Origin of the sequence: Embleya sp. NPDC020886, assembly GCF_044333915.1 — a bacterium.
GTDB lineage: Bacteria > Actinomycetota > Actinomycetes > Streptomycetales > Streptomycetaceae > Embleya.
Genome location: NZ_JBIRRX010000001.1, coordinates 785,432 through 806,829, shown reverse-complemented (window position 1 = coordinate 806,829; position 21,398 = coordinate 785,432). Strand labels below are relative to the sequence as shown.

General features: G+C 71.4%; 16 protein-coding genes. 9 read left to right on the top strand and 7 right to left on the bottom strand.

All coding sequences use genetic code 11. The annotated features are described in order from the left end of the window. Nucleotides 1–169: 169 nt before the first annotated feature. The gene (locus ACH4U8_RS03330; protein WP_379989391.1) at nucleotides 170–1,546 is read right to left on the bottom strand and encodes a hypothetical protein; all 1,377 of its coding nucleotides are present in this window, start codon (nucleotides 1,544–1,546) and stop codon (nucleotides 170–172) included. Between the two features lie 181 nt (nucleotides 1,547–1,727). Between ACH4U8_RS03330 and ACH4U8_RS03325 the strand changes: the two genes are divergently transcribed. From ACH4U8_RS03325 to ACH4U8_RS03305, 5 genes are read left to right on the top strand one after another with little or no spacing between them, the layout of a single operon-like run. After that, on the top strand, nucleotides 1,728–3,356 hold the full coding sequence (locus ACH4U8_RS03325) for an ABC transporter substrate-binding protein (protein ID WP_395775703.1): 1,629 nt from the start codon (nucleotides 1,728–1,730) through the stop codon (nucleotides 3,354–3,356). A gap of 26 nt (nucleotides 3,357–3,382) precedes the next feature. Then, nucleotides 3,383–4,339 carry an ABC transporter permease gene (locus ACH4U8_RS03320; RefSeq protein ID WP_379989403.1) on the top strand — a complete coding sequence of 319 codons (957 nt, stop codon included), beginning with the start codon at nucleotides 3,383–3,385 and terminating at the stop codon, nucleotides 4,337–4,339. Beyond that, nucleotides 4,332–5,216, top strand: a complete 885-nt coding sequence (locus ACH4U8_RS03315) for an ABC transporter permease (protein WP_395775702.1) — start codon at nucleotides 4,332–4,334, stop codon at nucleotides 5,214–5,216. Before ACH4U8_RS03320 ends, ACH4U8_RS03315 begins: the two co-directional genes overlap by 8 nt. A 14-nt stretch (nucleotides 5,217–5,230) precedes the next feature. Further along, nucleotides 5,231–6,190 (top strand): oligopeptide/dipeptide ABC transporter ATP-binding protein, encoded by a 960-nt coding sequence (locus ACH4U8_RS03310; RefSeq protein WP_395775701.1) that lies wholly within the window; start codon nucleotides 5,231–5,233, stop codon nucleotides 6,188–6,190. Further along, nucleotides 6,183–6,842, top strand: coding sequence for an ABC transporter ATP-binding protein (locus ACH4U8_RS03305; protein ID WP_395775700.1), 660 nt, complete (start codon nucleotides 6,183–6,185; stop codon nucleotides 6,840–6,842). The genes ACH4U8_RS03310 and ACH4U8_RS03305 overlap by 8 nt, the downstream gene beginning before the upstream one ends. A 100-nt stretch (nucleotides 6,843–6,942) precedes the next feature. On the opposite strand, the gene ACH4U8_RS03300 is transcribed toward ACH4U8_RS03305, so the two are convergent. The 3 genes from ACH4U8_RS03300 to ACH4U8_RS03290 form a co-directional block, all read right to left on the bottom strand. After that, on the bottom strand, nucleotides 6,943–7,536 hold the full coding sequence (locus ACH4U8_RS03300; RefSeq protein WP_360310519.1) for a lytic polysaccharide monooxygenase: 594 nt from the start codon (nucleotides 7,534–7,536) through the stop codon (nucleotides 6,943–6,945). Nucleotides 7,537–7,890: 354 nt separating this feature from the next. Continuing rightward, complete coding sequence (locus ACH4U8_RS03295) at nucleotides 7,891–8,829, bottom strand: PhzF family phenazine biosynthesis isomerase (protein WP_360310517.1); 939 nt, start codon at nucleotides 8,827–8,829, stop codon at nucleotides 7,891–7,893. A 166-nt stretch (nucleotides 8,830–8,995) separates the two neighbouring features. Continuing rightward, the gene (locus ACH4U8_RS03290; protein WP_395775699.1) at nucleotides 8,996–10,156 is read right to left on the bottom strand and encodes a serine hydrolase domain-containing protein; all 1,161 of its coding nucleotides are present in this window, start codon (nucleotides 10,154–10,156) and stop codon (nucleotides 8,996–8,998) included. A gap of 611 nt (nucleotides 10,157–10,767) precedes the next feature. Between ACH4U8_RS03290 and ACH4U8_RS03285 the strand changes: the two genes are divergently transcribed. After that, nucleotides 10,768–11,622 carry a hypothetical protein gene (locus tag ACH4U8_RS03285; RefSeq protein ID WP_395775698.1) on the top strand — a complete coding sequence of 285 codons (855 nt, stop codon included), beginning with the start codon at nucleotides 10,768–10,770 and terminating at the stop codon, nucleotides 11,620–11,622. 182 nt (nucleotides 11,623–11,804) lie between these two features. Here ACH4U8_RS03285 and ACH4U8_RS03280 read toward each other — a convergent pair whose 3' ends face one another. The 3 genes from ACH4U8_RS03280 to ACH4U8_RS03270 form a co-directional block, all read right to left on the bottom strand. Continuing rightward, nucleotides 11,805–13,781 carry a glycoside hydrolase family 5 protein gene (locus tag ACH4U8_RS03280; protein WP_395775697.1) on the bottom strand — a complete coding sequence of 659 codons (1,977 nt, stop codon included), beginning with the start codon at nucleotides 13,779–13,781 and terminating at the stop codon, nucleotides 11,805–11,807. A gap of 117 nt (nucleotides 13,782–13,898) precedes the next feature. After that, on the bottom strand, nucleotides 13,899–15,974 hold the full coding sequence (locus ACH4U8_RS03275; RefSeq protein ID WP_395775696.1) for a beta-galactosidase: 2,076 nt from the start codon (nucleotides 15,972–15,974) through the stop codon (nucleotides 13,899–13,901). A 258-nt stretch (nucleotides 15,975–16,232) separates the two neighbouring features. Then, complete coding sequence (locus tag ACH4U8_RS03270; protein WP_360310749.1) at nucleotides 16,233–17,222, bottom strand: LacI family DNA-binding transcriptional regulator; 990 nt, start codon at nucleotides 17,220–17,222, stop codon at nucleotides 16,233–16,235. 498 nt (nucleotides 17,223–17,720) lie between these two features. Between ACH4U8_RS03270 and ACH4U8_RS03265 the strand changes: the two genes are divergently transcribed. The 3 genes from ACH4U8_RS03265 to ACH4U8_RS03255 all read left to right on the top strand — a co-directional run bounded on the left by ACH4U8_RS03265 (nucleotide 17,721) and on the right by ACH4U8_RS03255 (nucleotide 21,184). Beyond that, a complete protein-coding gene (locus tag ACH4U8_RS03265) occupies nucleotides 17,721–18,626 on the top strand; it encodes a carbohydrate ABC transporter permease (RefSeq protein ID WP_395775695.1) in 906 nt (301 codons plus the stop codon). Nucleotides 18,627–18,637: 11 nt separating this feature from the next. Beyond that, complete coding sequence (locus tag ACH4U8_RS03260) at nucleotides 18,638–19,615, top strand: carbohydrate ABC transporter permease (protein ID WP_395775992.1); 978 nt, start codon at nucleotides 18,638–18,640, stop codon at nucleotides 19,613–19,615. A gap of 174 nt (nucleotides 19,616–19,789) precedes the next feature. Then, entirely contained in the window at nucleotides 19,790–21,184 is a 1,395-nt protein-coding gene (locus ACH4U8_RS03255; protein ID WP_379989401.1) for an ABC transporter substrate-binding protein, read from the top strand. Nucleotides 21,185–21,398: the final 214 nt, after the last annotated feature.

Sequence of the window (21,398 nt, the reverse complement as noted above, 5' to 3'; positions counted from 1 at the left end):
AGGTGGCTGAAGGTGCCGATTCTTTACCCGACTGGTCGAACATGGCGACGATTTCACTACGCTGAGTCGCGCGAAGTGCGTGCAAAGCGGAGAATGTCGCCTTTCTGCTTCCGTGTGCTGACGCGCCGTGATGTCGGTGCGGTCCGGAGTCTCGGTTCGGTCCGGGGCCTCAGTGGGGGCCGGGGCCGGCCCGGTCCTCGCGGATGACCTGCACCGTGGCCGCCACCTCGGCCCGGATGGCCCGGGTCTCGCTGAGGAAGTGCCACCAGTTCGGGCGCGGATTCTCCGGTTCGGCGGCGATCGCCTCCAAGCGGAAGACCAGCGCGTCCAGCCGGCGGGCGTAGCGCTCCTCGGCGTTGGCCCGGCCGCCGAGCGCGAGCCGCTGGGCGTCGCGCAGCGCGAATCGGGTGCGCTCCAGCTCGGCCTCGGGATCGCGGGCGACCTCCTCCAGCGCGGCCAGGCGGTCGTTGACCGAGGCCATCGCCTCGTCGGCGTCCTTGAGGGTGGCCCGCGCGGTGGCCAGTTTGCTCACCGCGTCGGCGTATTCGCCGCGTCCGGCCGCGGCGCCGGCCTCCTCCAGGCGGGCGTGCGCCACGCCCAGCGACTGGCGGGCCTTGGCCGGGACCTGTTCCAGGTCGGTCCAGCAGGACTGGACGTAGTCGCGACGCAGGCGGTGCAGGGCGGGCTCCACGCCGGTCAGGCGGGACTCCAGGGCCTGGGCTCGGGTGCGCAGCGAGGACAGCCGATTGGTGACCTCCTCGCGCTGTCGGGGCAGCCGCTCGGCCTCGGCGCGCAATTCGCCGGCCGAGTTCTCGATCCGGCGTGCCACCTCCAGCGTGCCCGGAATGCCCAGCGCGGCCGGGCCGCGGTCCAACTCGGTCAGGTCGCCGCGGATCGCGGCCAGCCGGGCGGTGAGTCCGCTCGTGCCCAGACCGGCCCGCTCGGTGTCGGCGAGCGCCTCGGCGGCCTGCGCGGCGGCCCGGCGGGCCCGATCCACGGCCGGCGGCAACTGCCCGAGGGCGTGCTCGGCATCGGCGAGCAGCGGGCCGAGCGAGGTGCCGAACCGGTCCAGATCCCGGCGGACCGCGTCGAGCTTGCCCGCGGTCTCGGTCAACTCCCGACGGGCCGCCTCGTATTCGTCGGTCTCCAGGTCCGCGTCCAGCGGATGCCGGTCCATCAGCGCGATGTAGGCCGCGCTCGCCTCGTCGATGCGCAGGCTGACCGCGGCGAAGCTGCGCAGCGCGTCCTCGGTGCCGCGCGCGCCGCGCACCGCGCGCACCGTCTCCAGCGAAAGCATCATGTCCCGCTGCGCGGTGTCGAGCTGAAGGAACGCCTCGCCCGCCGCCTCGCGCGCGGCCAGCGCCGCCGAGCGGGCGGCGTCCTTGCGCCGACGCCACGGTCGCGTCTCGCCGCCGGCGAACGCGGCCGGGAGCAGGGCCAGGAGCAGCGGCGCGAGCGTGATCGACAGCGGAAGGCCGACCCCGAGGGACCGTCGTGCGGATCCGACCACCACGCCTGCTCCCATCACCGTGCGGACCGTGCCCACTCCATCCTGCCCATCCTTCCAGGTGCAGTCCGATGGAGGTCCACCAACTGTGCGCACGGGGCGTGTCCGACCGGGCGGATGGGCTGCGCTAGGTTCGCCTATTGCAATCTCTTTGCAAGTGCGAATCATGTGTAATCACATGGCACCGCAGACAACCATCACGAACGACCGAGGATGAATCGTGCATTACCCACCCTTTTCCGGCCGTCGACGCGGTGTACTCGCCGCCACCCTGGTCGGCGCGACGCTCGCCGCCGCGGGTTGCGCGGGCTCGGCGCCCTCGGCCGGTGGGGCGAAGGGTGCGCACACGATCGTGATCGGGGTCGGCCAGGAACCCGATTCGCTCAGTCCGATCCTGGGCTACAGCAAGGACGGCGCCGCCAAACTCTTCGACGGGCTGCTCGCGCACGACGCGGATCTGGGTCTGGTGCCGGCGCTCGCCCGCGCCTTGCCGGAGGTCTCCGCCGACGGCCTGACCTACACCTACCGGCTGCGCGATCGGCTGAGCTTCTCCGACGGACGCCCGCTGACCTCGGCGGATGTGGCCTTCACGTACCGCACCATCCTGGACCCGACGGTGCCCACCACCGTGCGCAGCGACCTGGCGGCGCTTGATCGGGTGGCGGCGCCGGATCCGGGCACCGTGGTGTTCACCCTGAAATACCCGTACGCGCCCTTTCCGCAGCGCACCACGCTCGGCATCGTGCCGGAGCACGCGCTGGGCACCCTGACGGGTCCGGCGCTGACCACCGCCGAGTTCAACCGGAAGCCGATCGGCTCCGGGCCGTACACGGTGGACACCTGGCGGGCGGGCGAGAAGCTCGTGCTCAAGGCCAATCCGAATTACTGGGGCGGCGAGCCCGCGATCAAGCAGGTCACCTTCGCGTTCATCCTCGACGACAACACCCGGGCCACCCGGCTGGCGGCGGGCGACCTGGACGCGGCGGCACTGCCGCCCAAGCTCGCCGAGCGCTTCGCCAAGGACCGCACGCGCAGCACGCTCAAGGTGGACACCGCCGACTACCGGGGCGTGATGTTGCCCAGCGGCAACCCGGTGACCGGCGATCTCGCGGTGCGCAAGGCGCTCGACCTCGCGGTGGACCGCGGCGCGATGGTGCGCGGCATCCTGAACGGGGACGGTGCGCCGGCGTTCGGTCCGGTGGCGCCGTCGAGTCCGCTGTACGCCCGCGAACTCGAACACGCGGTGGACGCGCCGGCCGCCGAACGGCTGCTCGACGAGGCCGGGTGGCGCAAGGGCGACGGCGGCATCCGGGTCAAGGACGGCCGGGCCGCCCGATTCACGCTGCTGTATCCGGCCGGTGACGCGCTGCGCAAGGACCTCGCGCTGGCCTACGTGTCGGACGCCAAGAGGATCGGCATCGACATCTCGGTGGAGGGCCTGACCTGGGACGCGATCGAGCCGCGGATGCGGGCCGACGCGCTGCTGATGGGTCAGGGCGCGCCGTACGACCCGGACTTCGTCTCCTACGAGACGTTCCACTCCTCGCTCGCGGGCCAGGCGTTCAACAACCCGGGGCACTATCGCAACGCGAGCGTGGACGCGCTGTTGACCGAGGGACGCACCACCCGGGATCCGGCCCGGCGGGCGCAGGTCTACGGCGATCTCCAGCGCGCGTTGGCGGCGGATCCGGCCTGGACCTTCCTGACCTACCTCAAGCACGTCTACGTGGTCGACAACGACTGGACCGGCGTCGGCGGTCAGGTCGAGCCGCACCCGCACGACCTGGTCGGGCCGTGGTGGAACATCGAGAAGTGGGTGCCCCGGGCGGCGTCCGCGACCACGTCGTGAACCTGCGACTGCGCGGTCTGTCCGTCCTGGTGGCGCGCCGGCTGGCGGCGGCGCCGGTGGTGTTGCTCGCGGTCACCTTCCTGGTCTTCGCGTTGGGCGCGGCGTCGCCGTTCGATCCGGTGCGGCAGTACGCGGGGGACGCGGCCTTCACCGCCTCCGCCCGGAACCTGGAGCAGATCCGGGCCGGGCTGGGCGCGGACCGGCCGTTCGTGGCGCAGTGGTGGTCCTGGCTGGGTGACGCGCTCACCGGCGACCTGGGAGCGTCCCGGTCGTTGCGGATGCCGGTGGGTCAAGTGATCGGCGAACGGCTGGGCTGGACCGTGTTGTTGGTATCGGTGGCGTTCGTGCTCACGCTGGTGGGCGGGATGGCGCTGGGGATCCTGGCGGCTCGCCGCCGGGGAGGGGTGCTCGATCGGTGCGTGACCGGCGCGATGTACACGCTGGAGGCCGCGCCGGTGTTCTGGCTCGCCTTGGGCGCGGTGTGGTTGTTCGCGCTGCGGCTGGACCTGTTGCCGGCCGGCGGTCTGACCGACACCTCCGCCTCGGTGGTGACGGCGGATCAGGTCGGTGCACATCTGGTGTTGCCGGCCGCAGTGCTGGCGGTGTCCCAACTGCCGTGGTTCGTGCTGTACATCCGCCAGTCGCTGATCGCGGCGCTCGCCGAGGAGCACGTACTCGGCGCGCGGGCACGTGGGTTGCGGGAGCGAACCGTGCTGCTGCGACACGCGCTGCGCTCGGCGCTGTTGCCGTTCCTGACCCTGCTCGGGTCGCGGGTGCCGGAGTTGATCACCGGCGCCCTGCTGGTGGAGACCGTGTTCTCCTGGCCGGGCGTGGCGTCGGCGACCGTGCAGGCGGCGCTCGCGCTGGACTTCCCGCTGCTGACCGCCCTGACGGTGTTGGCCACGGCGGCGGTGCTGATCGGGAATCTGGCCGCGGACGTGTTGTACGGGCTGGCCGATCCGAGGGTGGCCCTCGATGGCTGACCCGATCCTCGCGCCGGTCGGACCGGCGCGGCGCAGGCTGGTCTCGGCGGCGGGCGCGGCGCGGTTGCGGTGGTGGGCGTCGGTGTCGGTGGCGGCCGTGATCGTGCTCGCGGTGGTGTTCGTGCCGCTCTTCGCCGAGTTGGATCAGCGCATCGTGCACCTCGACGATCGGCTGCTCGGGCCGTCCCCGGCCCATCCGTTGGGTACGGACGAGCTGGGCCGGGACACGCTGTTGCGCTGCGTGTACGGGATGCGGGTGTCGCTCCTGGTCGGGGTGGTGGCCGCGGTCGTGTCGACGGTGATCGGGACGGTGGTCGGGGCGACCGCCGGCGCCCTGGGCGGGTGGACCGACCGGGTGTTGGCGCGGCTGGTTGACGTACTGGCTTCGGTGCCGCACCTGTTGCTCGGGATCATCCTGGTCGCGCTGTTCCGACCCGGGCCGGGTGCGGTGATCGTGTCGGTGGGGCTGACCCACTGGTTGTCCACGGCGCGCATCGTGCGGGCCGAGGTGATGTCGTTGCGGACCCGGCCGTTCGTGGACGCGGCGATCGCCGGCGGGGCCTCCCGGCGGCGGGTGACGATGCGTCACTTCGTGCCGAACGTGGCCCCGCAGGCGGCGCTCGCCGCGGTGCTCGCGGTGCCGCACGCGATCTGGCACGAGTCGGCGCTGTCCTTCCTGGGGCTGGGCATGCCGCCGCATCTGGCCAGTCTGGGCACGATGATCGAGGACGGCCGGCAGGCGCTGCTCACCGGTCACTGGTGGCCGGCGTTCGCGCCCGGCCTGTTCATCGTGGTGCCGACGCTGGCGATCGCCGGGCTGGCCGGGGCGTGGCGGGAGCGGATCGATCCGCGTGGGCCGGGGGAGATGCGGCTGTGACGGCGATGGCGTCGATGGACGTCGGATCCCTGGTGGTGGATCGGCTGACGGTGCGGTTTCGGCTGCCGACGGCCGAGGTGTGCGCGGTCGAGCAGGTCTCCTTCGGGCTGGTGGCCGGCGAATGTCTGGCCCTGGTGGGCGAGAGCGGCTGCGGCAAGTCGGTGCTGGCGGCGGCGCTGCTCGGCCTGCTGCCGGCGAACGCGCTGGTCGGCGGGCGGGCGGTGCTGGGCGGGGGCGGTGACGAGGCGGTGCAGTTGATCGGTGCGCCGGAGCGGACGCTCGCCCGCACGGTGCGCGGCCGGCGGATCGGGCTGGTGCCGCAGAGCCCGGCCGCCCGGTTGACCCCGGTGCGCACGGTGCGTTCCCAACTGGAGGAGACGGTCCGGGAGTTGTTGTGCCCGGAACGGGCTCTCGTCGGCCGGATCGCGGAACGGGTGGCCGCGCGGGCCGCGTACCCGGTCGACCACCTGGATCGGTATCCGCACCAGTTGTCCGGCGGATTGGCCCAGCGGGCGGCCGTCGCGCTGGCCCTGGTCGGGGATCCGTGGCTGATCATCGCGGACGAGCCGACCACCGGCCTGGATCGGGCGCTGGTCGAGCGCACCGCGGACGAGCTGCGCCGACTCGCGGACGCGGGGCACGCGGTGCTGCTGGTCACCCACGACCTGGTCGCGGCGGAGCGGATCGCGGATCGGGTGGCGGTGATGTACGCGGGCCGGATCGTGGAGGAGACCTCGGCCGAGGTGTTCTTCGGCGCGGCCGGGCCCCGGCATCCGTACGCGCGCGGCCTGCTCGCGGCGCTGCCCGAGCGGGAGTTCGTGCCGATCCCCGGGATGCCGCCGGAGCTGAGCGCGTTGCCCGCCGGGTGTGCGTTCGCGGCGCGCTGCGAGTTCGCGACGAAGGCGTGTGTGCGGGTGCCGGACTTCGTGGCCGGTCTCGCCTGCCACCATCCCCGGGGAGACGATCGTGGTTGAACTCGGCCTGCGGGCTCATGGTGTGGTCGCCGGCTACGATCGGCGCGCGCCGATCGTGCGGGACGCGTCGTTGCTGATCGCGCCCGGTGAGGCGGTGGGCATGTCGGGGCCCAGCGGTTGCGGCAAGTCCACCCTGGCGCGGGTGCTCGCGCTGTTGCAGGTGCCGTACGGCGGACGGGTGTCGCTGGACGGCGAGTTCGTCACGCGGTGGCGGTTCGCCGCGCCACGCGCGATGCGGACCCGGGTGGGGGTGTTGTTCCAGCAGCCCAGGGTGTCGGTGGATCCCCGATTGCGGCTGCACGAGGTGATCGCCGAGCCGCTGCGGGCCGGTGGGCGATCGGTCGAGGTGGCCGAGCGGGTGCCCGAACTGGCCGCGGAAGTCGGGTTGACCGACGACCTGTTGGCCCGCCGGCCGCATCAGGTCAGCGACGGGCAACTACAACGCGCGTGTCTGGCTCGGGCGTTGGTGTTGCGGCCGCGGTACCTGGTGTGCGACGAGATGACTTCGATGCTGGACGCCTCGACGACGGCCGCGCTGGTGGGGGTGGTGGAGCGCTACCGCGCGTCGACGGGGGCGGGGTTGTTGGCGGTGAGCCATGATCCGCCGTTGTTGCGGCGCTGGTGTGATCGGGTGGTCGAGTACCCGGGATGAGCCCGCCGCGGGCGGCCCGGGCCCGACGGTGCGGGGCGCGCCGTGGCCGGGCCCGGCGGCGCGGGGTGTCGCGTCCGGCCGCCGGGCGGGCGGTGTTCGGTCAGAACTTCACGTCGGAGCACGAGTAGAAGGCGTTGTCGGTGTCCGCGACGTCCCAGACGGCGAAGATCAGCGCCTGGCCGGTGCGGCCGGCCGGGAGAGTGCCGGTGTGCACCGTGTGCGCGGCGGGCAGGGCACCGCCGTACGGGACGGTCAGGAACGGCGTGCTCTCGATCTGCGCGCGGCTGATCGGCTGGGTGGGATTCCAGCTCGGCTTGGTGATGTAGTAGCGGAACGTGCTGGTGGAGTGCCGGGCCTCGATTTCCCAGGTGAAGCTGAACGAGGCGCCCGAGGTGAGTGCGGTGGTCGGCCAGGCGCCGCCCCGCGGGTCGTCCAGCGGGGCCCACCGGCCGTCCGCGCCGGCACACAGCTTCCCGTCGGCGGGGCCGCCGGCCGGGTAGCCCTTGGGGCCTTCGACGCTCTGCGGCTCCCACTGGATCTGGCCGCACCTCTTGACCTTGCCCTCACCGCACAGCGCGGAGCGGCTCTTCGGGCTGGAGATGAACCCGTGGGCCGAGGCGGAGGACGGCACGATCATGAAGGGCAGGGCGACCGCCGCCGCGCTCAGTGCGGACAGGATGATCCTCTTGCGCATGGAACTTCTCCTCGTGAACGAAGTCGTGCCGGGACTGGCCGACCCGTTCGGGCACGGACTCGAACCGGCTCGTCCGGATGCCGCGGGCGGCACGGTCGAGCCGATGGGACGTCGAATCCGCATCCGAACGTGGAGCCACACGGTCCGGGTGCGGACCGTGTCGATGCGACCTGCGCGCGTCGCGTGCCTTCGTTTACCGGGGGGGCGCTCTGCCACGTTAGGAGGGCTGTTCGGGGGCGAGCAATGGTCTGGACCAGTGCTGTCACAAATTGGCGAACGCGGTTCGGGGCCGCAGGGCGGACCCGAACCGGGCGGTCCCCGAACGCGGCTCGGGGCCGCCCGGCTCGCTCTTGCTCAGCCGAGCGGATCCGGGATCGGTACGGCCACGCCGGAGACCCGCACCCTCGGGTCGTCGGCCCGCAGGTCGACGGTCAGCAGGCCGGGGCGGCCCAGGTCGTCGCCCTGATGCAGGGTGAGCGTGGCGGGCGGGCGGACCAGGTCCAGGGCCCGCAGGTAGTGGCCGAGGGCGGCGGCCGCCGCGCCGGTGGCCGGGTCCTCGACGACGCCGCCGATCGGGAACGGGTCGCGGACGTGGAAGGTGGTCGCGGACTCGCGCCACACCAGTTGCAGGGTGGTCAGGTCGCGGGCGCGCATGAACTCGGCCAGACCGTCGAAGTCGTAGCGCAACTCGGCCAGCCGGGCCCGGGTGCCGGCGGCCAGGATCAGATGGTGGGCACCGGCGTAGGCGTAGCCCGGCGGGATGGCCGGGTCGAGGTCGGCGGCGGCCCAGCCGAGCAGGGCCAGCGCCCGGGTGACGTCGGCGGCCGGGGCGGCCCGGTGATGCGGCTCGACGCTGGTCAGCGTGGCGCGCAGCACGCCGTCGGCGGCGGCGATCACGTCGACCGGGACCAGGCCGGCCCGGGTGGCGAAGACGAGTTCGCCGGGGCCGATCCGCTCGGCGACCGCGACCGCCGCCGCGACGGTGGCGTGGCCGCAGAAGGAGACCTCGGCCAGGGGGCTGAAGTAGCGCACGTCGAAGGTGCGGGCCGCTGCGGGGTCGTCGCCGACGGTGGGTCGGGTGAGGAACGCGGTTTCGGAGTAGCCCAGTTCGGCGGCGATCGCGAGCATCGCCGGATCGCCGAGGCCGTCGGCGGCCAGGACGACGCCGGCGGGGTTGCCGCCGGCGGGGTCGGTGGAGAAGGCGGTGTAGCGCAGGGGCTTTCCGGCCTCCGGGGCGCCCGGGTGGAGCGGTGTCGCGGAATCCGGCGTGTTCGGGCCGAGCGGTGTCGTCATGTCGGGGCGCAACGCGTTTCGGCGGGGTGGGATTCCTGGGTGGGGCGGGGCTCGTGGTTGTGGCTTCCCTGGTGGGTGCTTCGGGGGCCTCGGGTGGTGCGGGACGTGCGGGCCTGGTGGGTGGTGCGGGACTCGTGGGCGGTGCGGGACCTCCGGGCGGGCCGGATCAGAGGCCCGCCGCCAGGTGCCAGAAGTCGCGCATCAGGGTGGGCGGGGTGGGGCCGGACATCTCGAACTGGGTGAGCAGGATGGTGGCGGTGCCGGTGGACGGGACGATGTGCGCCGCCGTGCCGGTGCCGCCCACCCAGCCGTAGCGGCCGGGGACGTTCCAGGGATCGACGGCCGCGACGTCGACCGAGCCGCCGAAGCCCCAGCCCTGGCCCTCCAGGAAGAGGTGGGCCGCGTCCCGCTGGGGTGCGGTCAGGTGGTCGGTGGTCATCCGGCGCACCGACGCGGGGGTCAACACCTGCCGGCCGTCGACGGTGCCCTCGCCGAGCAGCAGTCGGGCGAAGGCGTGGCAGTCGTCGACGGTGGACACCAGGCCGCCGGCACCGGAGGGGAACGCGGGCGGGCTGCTCCACTGGCCGGCGGGCGGGTCGACCAGATCGAGGCCGCCGGTCGAGGTGCCGCGGTAGCAGTACGCGAACCGGTCGAGCCGGCCGCGCGGAACGGCGAAACCGGTGTCCACCATGCCGAGCGGCTCGAACAGCCGATCGGCCAGGAAGTCGGGCAACGAGCGGCCGCTGACCCGGGCGATCAGCACACCGAGGATGTCCGAGCAGGTGTTGTACAGCCACGCCTCGCCCGGCTGGTACAGGAGCGGGATCCGGGCCAGCCGGGCCAGCCATTCGTCGGGGGCCGGGACCAGTTGCGGCTGCGGGGGTCCCTGGGTCAGTTCGGTGAACAGCGGGCCCACCGCCGGCAGCGAGAAGTCGGACGGGAAGCCGTACCCGGCGCGGAAGGTGAGCAGGTCGAACACGGTGATCGGTCGGGTGACCGGGACCACGTCCTCGATCGGGCCGGTCGGCGAACGCACCGCGTACGGTGCGGCCAACTCCGGCAGCCACCGGCCGACGGGATCGCCGAGCGCGAAGCGGCCGTCCTCGACCAGCAGCATCACCGCGGCGGCGATGATGGGCTTGGTGAGCGACGCGATGCGAAAGATGGTGTCCCGGGTCATCGGGGTGGTGCCGGTGGCGTCGAGTGAGCCGACCGCCTGGACCGCGACCCGGTTGTGGCGTGCCACCAGGGCCACTGCTCCCGGCAGGGGTCCGGAGTCGACGTGGGACTTCAGGAGCTCGTGCAGGCTGGTTGCCGGGTCGGTCATCGGGCCACCTTCTCGTGCGTACGTACGTGGGTGCGGGCGATGCTTCGGGGTTGAGCGAGGGTTTCGGAGCGGGGCTTCGGGCTTCGGGGCTTCGAGGGGGCTTCGGGGGCTTCTGGGAGCGAGGGTGCCGGGGCGGGAGTGGGTGAGGGTTCGGAAGGGGGACTCCCCACGTGCCGCGCGATCATCGGTCCGGAGCCGCCGGCGCGGTTTCCTCGTGCGAACGCCAGAATATGAGCCCTACTTGATGTTCCGGGCGTATTCGCGTGACGGCCCGGGGGGTTCGGCGCGTTCTATCTAGTGGGTACACGCGCGACGTCGGTCGGGGTCGGGGGGACGCCGGTCGGGTCGAGTTTCGTGCCTGGTGGGAACGACCGGGCAGGTCCATGCGCGATTGGCCCGGGACGCCTGCCGGCACGACCTGCGGGTGGGGGCACGACACGTGGTCGAACGGACGTCTAGGAGACAGCAGGCCGATGGGATCCCCGAGGACCGAGGAGCAGGAACTGGCGGCCGCGATGCGGACGGCGGCGTCGGAGTTGGTACTCCCCGCCGGGTTGGTCGCGGGGGGAATCACCCGGGGCCGGCGGATGCGGCGGGCCCGGCGGATTCGGATGGGCGCCTCCGTCGTGGCGGTATTGGCCGTGGCGGGCACCGGCCTGGTGGTGGCGAGCGGGAGCGAGGGGGAGCCGAAGAGCCGGGTGGCTTCGGGGCCGGCGGCGGTGGGCGGCGACTCGACCTCGCCGAGTACGAGTCCCCGGCCGGTTGCGGAGCCCTCCACGCCGGGCGGGAAGGAACCGGTCTCGGCTCAGGAGATTGCCCGGGTACTGCTGCAGGTGCAATGGCTCGGCGGCAAGACAGTGGAGCCGCAGGGGCTCTCGTTCACCCCGAAACCGGGCGATTCGACGAGCCGGATCGGCGCTTCCGCAGGCGTGATGCTGAAGGGCGTCAAGTCTTCGACCCGGCTTGCGGTGCAGGTGACGTCGCGTACCTCGCTTTCCGTCCCCGCCTGCGCCGAGGTCGGCAAGTTCGATACCTGTACACCCTTCACCGGGCCGGGTGGCGCGCGTGGATACAGCGCGGAGTCCATGGGGAGCCGCGAGTCGACGGCCGGTGGGAACGGGCAGCCGGGATCGGGTGTGCAGGGGCCGTGGACGCGGTCGGTGCGCCTGCAACGCACGGACGGGGTGGAGATCACGGTGACGGAGACGGCCGAGCGCGGGGTCGTCGGTGCGGCCGTACCGGCGGATGTGCTGCCGCTGCCGCTCGAGCGGCTGATGGAGGTCGCTTTGCTGCCCACGTGGCAGCTCTGGGTGGATCCCGAGGTCAATCGGGCCGCGTCGAAGCAGGTGGCCGAATTTCAGGACCAGTCCGTCACATTGGGTCTTCCCGACACGGTGCCTTACGGGGGGCCGCAGACGGAGCGGCCGCCGGCGGCTCCGACGGGGACTCAGCCGCCGACCCGCTAGGGGCGTTCGGGGGTTTGGGCCGATGTGCCGGTGGGTTGGCGCCGGGACTGCGGATGCCGGTGCCGGGGGTGCCTGCCCGGGTGTGACTGCGCTCGGTGTGACTGCGCTGGGTGTGACTGCGCTGGGTGTGACTGCGCCGCCCCCGGGGTGGGGGCGGCGCGGTCGTGGTGGGTCGGTCGGGTCTAACGCTTGCAGAGGAGGGCATCGGGGGTCTTGGCCGAGCCGACTCGGCCGGTGTAGGCGACGCCGGCCGCGTATTCGTCGGCGTTGCACTGGCCCTTGTACGAGCCGGAGGCGAACTCGCCGCCGGGGTTGCCGGTCGGGCGGTTGTCGCCTCGGTCGAACCACAGGGTGCGGGCCTGGGTGCCGAGCGCCGTGGTGGGTTGGGTGCACAGGATCGCGGACACGGCCGCGCCGCGCACGCTGTAGCCGGTGATCATTCGGCCGGCGGGGCATTCGAGCTTGGTGTAGCCCGTGGCCCAGTCGTTCTGCACGTACGACTGGTCGCGAACCACCGTGTAGGGCGCGCCGATCGGGGACAGGTCGGGGCCGCCGGCGGTGGTGCACAGGCCGCGGTTTCCGGTGTGCGACAGGCCGATGATGCGCTCGCCGTCGGGGCAGACGCCCTTGCGGGCACCGGAGTCCCAGTCCGGTCGAGTCCGCATCCGCAGCGAGGGTTGGGCGTCGGCGCTGTCCAGGTTGAGCATGTTCCAGCGCGCGGATCCGGGGATCGCACCGGTACGGCCGGCGGCGCCGGTCAGCTTGGTCCAGGCGGCGGCGCGCCAGTCGTTCGGGTCGTCCGCGATGCCGCTGCGGGTGCCGGACGGGTCGAAGCGGAGCAGGGCCCACGAGTCGCCCTGGCCGTTGCCCTTCCAGCCGACCAGCGGCCAGTAGGCGAAGTCGAGGTCGCGGGCCACCAGGTAGTCGGTGAAGTTGGTGAACCAGGCACGGGCGGCCGGATCGGTCTCCTCCGCGCCGGTGCCGAATTCGCTGATCCACACCGGAGCGGTGTGGTGCTGCCCGTCGGTGGTCACGTACTGCGCCGATCGGTCGATCTCGGCGAACAGTTGATCACGCGTCAGGTCCTGGTAGCGGGCGTCGTGGGTTTCGCCCGTGCCGTACGCGCCGCTGTGGTTGGGGCCGGTGTACCCGTAGAAGTGTGCCGAGTAGACCAGCTTGTTCGGGTCGACCAGGGTGTGCGACAGGGTGCGGACCGGAGTCAGCGTGGGGCGGCCGTGGGGCAGGCCGTCGACCGGGATGCCGGTCCAGTTGATGCCTTCGACGATGATCAGCAGGTCCGGGTTGGCCTCGGTCAGGATCCGGTTGCCCGCCTCCAGCGACGCGGCCTGCCAGTCCTTGTCGTTGCCCCAGCCCCAGTTGGGGTCGTCGGTGATGTTGCGCCGGACCTCGTTGTACAGATCGGCGCCGACCACGCGCTTGTTGCTCTTGTAGCGGTTCGCCATGGTGACCCAGTCGGTCACCCAGTCGGCGGTGCTGCGCGTCGTGTTCCAGCGTTCGTTGCCGTCCAGGCCGCAGCACCAACGGGTGGTGCCGGTGTGGTTGTTCAGCACCACCGCGAAGCCGTCGGCGGTCAACGCGGCGACCACCGCGTCGAACACCTGGAGCGGGGTCTTGCCGCGCAGTTGCGGATTGGCGGCGACGGCCGCGTCGGGGACGGTCGTGGTCGTGTGCACCATTTCGTTCGAGAAGGGCAGCCGGATGCTGTTGATCCCGACGGCGTGGAAGCCCGCCAGGATCGTCGGCAGGCTTGCCCGATCGAGGCCCAGCGGCATGCCGTTGGCATTCTCTCCGCTGTGGTGGTTGGCGGCGTTGGCGATGTCGCCGGAGCCGTTCCAGGTGCCCTGGGCACCGGCCCAGTTGGCCGAACGCAGCTTGAATCGTTGGCCGTTCGCGTCGACTATCCAGCGGCCGCTCGTGGACAGGGGGGCTGTCCAGGAGGCGGCGAGGGTGGCTGCCCGCGTGGGTGCGGGCGTGGTGGGTGCGGTGGCGCCGGCTTGTGGGGCGATCAGGAGGCCGGCGGTGAGGGCGGTGAGGGCGAGGGCGGAACGGGTGAGGAGTCGGTGGCCGGCGCGGGGGAGGCCGGGGGCCTTCGGGGTCGGGGGGCGGCGGGTGAGAAGTCGGTGCCTGGTGCGTTGCATCGGTACCTGCTCCGGTTGAGGGTGAGGGATGTGCAGGGGTGCCGGTGGCGCCGGTGGTGCGGATTTTGACGGTGGTGCGGTGGTGCGGTGGTGCGGTGGTGCGGTTTGGGGTGGCGGTTACTCGGGTTCGGTCGGGAGGGAGCCGAGGACTGCCACGTCTTGGGGTGCCAGGGTGATTCGGCGGGTGATCGCGCGGTCGTTGGTGAGCAAGTCCCGGCGAGCGGTCGGGAGGTCGATCTCGTGGGCCGCGTCCGTGTGGTTGAGCACGACCAGTACGTCGTACCCGTCGCCGGCCCGGATGGTGGCCTGGACGCCGCGTGGGAGCACCGGCAGCACCGGTTCGACGCCCGCGTCGGCGCAGGCTCGGGCGATCAGGCCGCGCATGGTCGCGGCGTCCGGGCGGGTCGCGATGTAGCGTGCGATGCCCGCGCCGTGGTTGTGTACGGTCGCGGCGGGGCGGCCCGCCCAGTCGGCGCCGGCGAACTCCAATTCGACCCGCGCGCCCTTGAGCGTGACGTCCTCGCGCCACAGGTCCCCGGTGCCCGACGGCGGTGCGTCGCCCGATTCGGCAACTCCCCGTACCGGGAACTGCGTTCCGGCGTCCGCGGGCCAGAACTCCTGCACCGACACGCCCAGTGCCTCCCGCAGGGGACCGGGATATCCGCCCAGATGCACTCGGTCGCAGTCGTCGACGATGCCGCTGAAGAACGACACGACCAGCGACCCGCCGTCGGCGACGAAGCGGGAGAGCTTGTCGCCGTGTTCGGCGGACAGCAGGTAGAGGCTCGGCACGATCACCAGGCGGTAGTCGGACAGGTCGGCCCCCGGATGCACCACGTCCACCCCGACGCCCAGGTCGAACAGGGGTGCGTAGTGGTCGAGTGCGCGATCCAGGTGCCGGACGGCGTCGGAGGGATGCGAGTCGAGTTCGAGGGCCCACCAGCTGTGCCAGTCGGTGAGCAGCGCGACCCGATTGCGGATCCGGGTGCCGACGAGCTCCGGGACTCGGGCCAATTCGACGCCCAGGTCCACCACTTCCCGGAACACCCGGGTGTCCGGTCCGGCGTGCGGCACCATCCCGGAGTGGAACTTCTCGGCCCCACCCCGGGATTGCCGCCACTGGAAGTACATGATCGCGTCGGCCCCCTGGGCGACCGCCTGCCAGCTCCACAACCGCATCCGGCCGGGTGATTTGGCGGCGTTGCGAGCCCGCCAGTTGACCGCGGACGGCGCCTGTTCGGTGAGCAGCCACGGTTCGCCGTTGCCCGCGCAGCGGATCACGTCGTAGCTCATCGCAGCACCGATGTGAGCCTGTGCCCAGTTCGGGTCGGGGTAGCTGTCCAGGGACAGGACGTCCATGGCCGGCGCCCAGTCGTACATGTCCACGCTCTTGAGCCCGGCCAGGAAGTTCGTGGTGACCGGCACGTCGGGAGTGATCCGGCGCAGGATCGCGGTCTCGGCGGTGAAGCACGCGAGCAGCGCGTCGTTGCCGAATCGCTTGAAGTCGAGCTGCTGGGAGGGGTTCGGGTAGGTCGGCGCCGTGCGCGGCGGCAACACCTGGTCGAAGGACGCGTAGCGTTGCGACCAGAAGTCGGTGGACCACGCCTCGTTGAGGGCGTCCACGCTCTTGTAGCGCTCGCTCAGCCAGCGCCGGAAGTCGGCCGCCGACACGTCGCAGAAGCATTCCGCGACATGGCAGCCGTATTCGTTGCCGACATGCCACAGCCCGAGCGCCGGGTGGTCCCGGTAGTGCGTGGCGACCGCCTCGACCAGGCGCGCGGCGCGGTCGCGGAAGACCGGCGAGGACGGGCAGAAGTGTTGCCGGCCGCCGGGGGACAGGACCGTGCCGTCCGCGGTCGTCGGCAGCACCTCGGGATGCTCGGTGACCAGCCACGGCGGCGGCGCGGCGGTCATCGTGGCCAGGTCGGCGGTGATCCCGTGTGCGGCCAGGTCGTCCATCACCCGGTCGAAGTAGCCGAAGTCGTAGGCATCGCGGGCCGGTTCGACCCGAGCCCAGGCGAAGATCGCGAGGTTGACCACGGTGACCCCGGCCCGGGCCATCAGCGCCAGGTCCTCGGCGCGCGTTGCCTCGGGCCACTGGTCCGGGTTGTAGTCGGCGCCGAAGCCGATGCCGCCGAGGCGGGCGCGCAGTGCGGCCATTCGACCGGCGGGGCGGTGTGTGGTGTCGTTCATCGGTGCGTTGTGGCGCGCGCCGGAGCCGAAGGTCGTTCGGTGCGGCGCCACTTCTCCTTCGGGGTCACTTCGGGGGTGCTGAGGACGAGGGGTGCGCGGGGCGAACTCGTGCCGGAGGCACCGGGCTTCGGTGGTGCGGAGTGGGCAGGCAGGGATCGGCCGTACGGCGCGCGGGCGGACTCCCGCATCGCGGGCGGGCGGCGTGCGCGCGTGGCCGTGCGCGGTGTGGGTGGGAACCGGGGCCGTGGTGACGGATCGTCAGGGGGCGCCGGGTGCCGAGGTGCTGTCCCGGACGATCAGGGTCGGGGCGACCGGCGTGGCTCCGTGGACGGTGGCGTGACCGGTGCGGAACTGGTCGAACAGCAGCGCCACGCACTGCCGGCCGACCTCCTCGAAGTCCTGGTGGATGGTGGTGAGCGAGGGCAGGAACCAGGCCGATTCGGCGAGATCGTCGAAGCCGACCACGCTGACCTCGTCCGGGACCCGGCGACCCGCCTCGTGCAGTGCGCGCACCACGCCCAGTGCCATCTGGTCGTTGCCCGCGAAGATCGCGGACACCTCCGGATTCGCGGCCAGTTCGAGGCCGGCCGCGTAGCCGCTGGCGGCGCTCCAATCGCCGTACAGCAGCGGCGGGACGGGCGCACCGGCCGCCTTGAGCGTGCGATGCCAGGATTCGGCGCGCCGCCGGGCGGCGTAGGAGTCCTGGGGCCCGCAGACGTGCCACACAGTGCGGTGGCCGAGTTCGAGCAGGTGAGTGGTGGCCAGTCGGGCGCCCTCGGCCTGGTTGGTGTCCACGCCGGGATGCCGCCGACTCTCCTCGCCGTCGACCACCACCACCGGCAGACCGGAGGGCAGTCGTAGCGCGGGGGTGTCCAGGATCTGTGCCTCGATCAGGATGATGCCGTCCACGGCCTGCACGGTGAGTCGATCGAAGGCGTCGCGTACGGCGCTTTCGGTCTGTGCCCGCACGCTCACCACGTTGACCGAGTAGTCCGCGTCCTGCGCGGCGGCGACGATGGCCTCCAGGGTGCGGGCGTTGCCGTACGCGTTCAGGCCGAAGCTGATCACGCCGAGCATCCGGAACTTGCCGGTGGCCAGGGCCCGTGCGGCCGTGTTCGGCCGATAGCCGAGCATCTGCATCGCGGCGAGCACCCGCTCGCGGGTCGCCTCGTCCACGTTGCTGCGGTGGTTGGCGACGCGCGAGACGGTCTGGCTGGAGACCCCTGCCATCGCGGCGACATCGGCCATGGACGGCGGCCGGGTCCGTGCTTCGAACGACCCGCCCGATTCCGGCTTCGCCACCTCTCCGTCCTTCGCCATGCCCCGATCCTTTCACTCACGCCGTCCGCACACTCGGGCCGTCCGCACACTCACGCCATTCGTGCCGGGCGGCGGGTGCGCTCATGTTCGCGCAAACACGATTCCCGGTCAACAGCGCGTCGCGATCGACTTCACGGAAGCGCCAAAAGCCATATTTGCGCGGGAAACTTCCCGCAGAGATGGCTATTGACAGGTCGTCAGGCTGACGGAACACTCTCGAAACGCGCCGCGATGTTGGCGCAAACATTCGTCGGGGGTGACTGCCCCCGCGATCGTCGTTCCCGAATCCCGCGACTGTCGTTCCCGAACCCCGCGACCGTCGCCTTTTCCCAACCCCGTGATCGTCGTTCCCGAAATCCCGTGACCACTGTTCCCGAAATCCCGCGAGCGTCCCGGAGGACCTTCCGTGAGAGTCGACCCGGTCCCGTGCCGCTGCCGGGGCACGTGGTGAAGCGCGGCGCCCTGCGGCGCAACCTCACCGGCCACGCCTTCTTCTTCCCGTTCCTGGTGGTCTTCGTCATCGGCGTCGCCGCACCGCTCGCCTACGCGTTCCGGCTCAGCCTGTACGAGGACCGGATGATCGGGGGCACGGTCTTCGTCGGCTTCGACAACTACTCGAAGGCGCTGAGCGACCACCTGTTCTCCGCCGGACTGGCCCGGGTCGCGCTGTTCTTCGCGATCCAGGTACCGCTGATGTTGACCCTGTCGCTGCTCGCCGCGCTGGCCATCGACAGTGGTCGGTTGCGCGGTGCGAGCCTGTTCCGGGTGGGCATCTTCGTGCCGTACGCGGTGCCCGGTGTGGTCGCGGCGCTGATGTGGGGCTACATGTACGGCAACCGGTTCGGTCTGTCCGCCGAGTTGGGCGACCTGTTCGGTACCGAACTGCCGAATCTGCTGGGCCCGGACTGGATGCTCGCGTCCATCGGCAACGTGGTGACCTGGTCCTACGTGGGCTACAACATGATGATCCTCTACGCGGCACTGCGGGCGATTCCCGAAGAGCTGTACGAGGCGGCCGAGATGGATGGCGCGGGTGCGTTTCGGACCGCGTGGAGCATCAAACTCCCGGCGCTGAAACCGGCGTTGCTGCTCGCCACCACGTTCTCGGTGATCGGCAGCTTCCAACTGTTCAACGAGCCGAGCATCCTGTCCGCGCTCGCCCCGGCGTCGGTCCCGACCAACTACACCCCGAACCTGTACGCCTACAACCTCGCGTTCAGCGGACGCCAGTTCAACTACTCGGCCGCCATCGCGGTGGTGCTCGGTGTGGTGACCGTGTTCGTCGCGTACCTGGTGCAACTGGCCACCGCCCGACGGGAGCGCATGCAGTGAGTACCTCGACTCTGCCGGATCGTCCGAGTGCGGCCGGCGACGCGCGCAATCGGTTCCTTCGTCCTCGGGGACGGCGGCCGGATCGCGGGAGCGGCGGGCGTGGTGGACGTGGTGGACGGGGTGGGCGCGGCGATCGACGCAATCGCAAGAGCACCGCGCTGACCGTCGCGATGGCGCTGATGCTCGGCTATACGCTCCTGCCGCTGGTCTGGCTGATGTTCGGCGCGACCAAGTCCAACGAAGGGCTGCTGTCGTCGCGTGGGTTGTGGTTCGCCGACGACTTCAACCTCTTCGACAACATCCACGACGTCCTCACCTACGAAGACGGCATCTATCTGCGCTGGTTCGCGAACAACCTGCTGTACTCGGTGGTCGGTGCGGGTGGCGCGGCGATGATCGCCACACTCGGCGGGTATGCGCTGGCCAAGTTCGAATTCGCCGGACGCAGGCTGATGTTCGCGCTGGTGCTGGGCGCGATTTCGATCCCGGGTACGGCGCTGGCGGTGCCGACGTATCTGCTGTTCAGCGACGTTGGCATCGTGAACACCCCGTGGGCGGTCATCCTGCCGTCCCTGGCCAGCCCGTTCGGGCTGTACCTGATGCGGGTGTACGCGGCGGACGCGGTGCCGGACGCGATGTTGGAGGCGGCCCGGATGGACGGCGCGGGCGAGTTGCGGATCTTCTTCACCATCTCGCTGCGGTTGCTCGCGCCGGGCTTCGTGACGGTGTTGCTGTTCGCGCTCGTGGCGACCTGGAACAACTACTTCCTGCCGTTGATCGTGCTCAACGACCCGAACTGGTTCCCGCTGACGGTCGGCCTCAACCGGTGGAACGGGCAGGCCAACGGCGGCAGCGTGGCGGGCAGTACGTCGATCTATCCGATCCTGCTGACCGGCAGCCTGCTGGCGATCGTGCCGTTGATCGTGGCGTTCCTGTTCCTGCAGCGGTTCTGGCAGTCCGGGCTTTCGGCGGGTGGGGTCAAGCAGTAGGTGCGGGCCTGGCGGCTGGGGCCGGGCGGCCTGGCGGCCGGGTGGCCCCGTGGCCGGGCGGCCCGGTGGCCCGGTCGGGCGCTTGGTAGGGCTTCTTCTCTTTCCTTCGTATTTCGCATGCCTCCTTTCTTCGCACGTCCCCGAGTTCGCGAATTCCCTTTGGAGTGGGCACACATGAATGCAAAACCGTCGATCGCTGGTCGTCGCGGCCTGCGCGGGTCGACCTCGATGACCGCAGCGGTCACCGTCGCCGCGCTCGCCCTGTCGCTCGCCGCGTGCGGGTCGGACGGCAAGTCCGAGGACGACAAGGGCGGCAAGGGCGGCAAGCAGGCCGACCCGGCGGCGGTCGCGGGGGCTCTCGACCAGCCCGCCGAGATCACCTTCTGGAGCTGGGTGCCCAACATCGACAGGACCGTGGCACTCTTCGAGAAGAAGTACCCGAAGGTGCACGTCAAGTTGGTCAACGTGGGCCAATCGGCCGACCAGTACACGAAGTTGCAGGCAGCGCTCAAGGCCGGCAACGGTGCCCCGGACGTGGCGCAGATCGAATACTTCGCGCTGCCGCAGTTCGCGATCACCAAGCAATTGGTCAACCTCGCCGACTTCGGCGCCGCGTCGCTTCGGGACAAGTTCGCCGCGTCCGCCTGGTCGCAGGTCAACGTGGCCGGCGGGATCTACGGCGTCCCGCAGGACACCGGCCCGATGGCGATGTTCTACCGCAAGGACATTCTGGACAAGCTCGGCGCGACGCCGCCGAAGACCTGGGCCGAGGTGGCCGAACTGGGCAAGAAGGTCAAGGCGGCCGACCCGGGGAACTTCGTCACCTACCTCGACCCGGGCGACGCGGGCCAGGCGAACAGCCTGATCTGGCAGCAGGGCGGCAAGCCGTACCAGGTCTCCGGCGAGACCTCGGCCGCGGTCAAGCTCAAGGACGACCCGGGCACGGCGAAGTGGGCGGCCACTTGGGGCCCGATGCTGGCGGACAAGACGGTGGAATCCACGCCGAGTTGGAACGAGGAGTGGTGGAAGTCGATGGGGGCCGGCAAGTACGCGCTGTGGCTGGCCGGTGCGTGGGCGCCCGCGGTGTTGCAGAAGAACATCCCGCAGGGCGCCGGTCAGTGGGCCGTTGCGCCGATGCCGACCGGTGACGGTGCGCCGGGCAGCGCGGAGAACGGCGGTTCCTCGGTCGCGGTGACGAAGCAGGCCAAGAACAAGGCGGCTTCGGTTGCCTTCGCCACGTGGTTGAACTCCGACCCCGAGGCGGTCAAGTCGCTGAACACCGATGTCGGCCTGTTCCCGGCGACCCGACAACTGCTCGACGACCCGGGCTTCCGCGGCGCGGACCTCCCGTACTTCCCGGGAACGAAGCCGAACGAGGTGTTCGCGCAGATGTCCGGCGCGGTGCGGCCGGAGTGGCAGTACCTGCCCTTCCAGGTGTACGCGAACAGCATCTTCAAGGACACCATCGGCCAGGCGTATCGGCCCGGTGGCGACCTGCCGGGAGCGCTGGCCGGCTGGCAGGAGCGGATCGTCTCGTTCGGCAAGGAACAGGGTTTCAGCATGAAGTGACGCCTGCTCAGCAGGTGGCAGGTGGCGGGTGGTGCGTGGCGCCCGGCCGGTGATTGTTCTTACCCGGCCGGGTGGTGTCGGGGTGGGGGGGGGGCGGACGGGGGCCCCCCCCCCCCGGGGGGGGGGGGGCGGGGGGGGCACGGGGACCGGGGAGACCAGAGCGGGCAGGCCCAACCGGGGGCGCAAGAGGACCCCCGGGGCGCCCCGGAGCCCC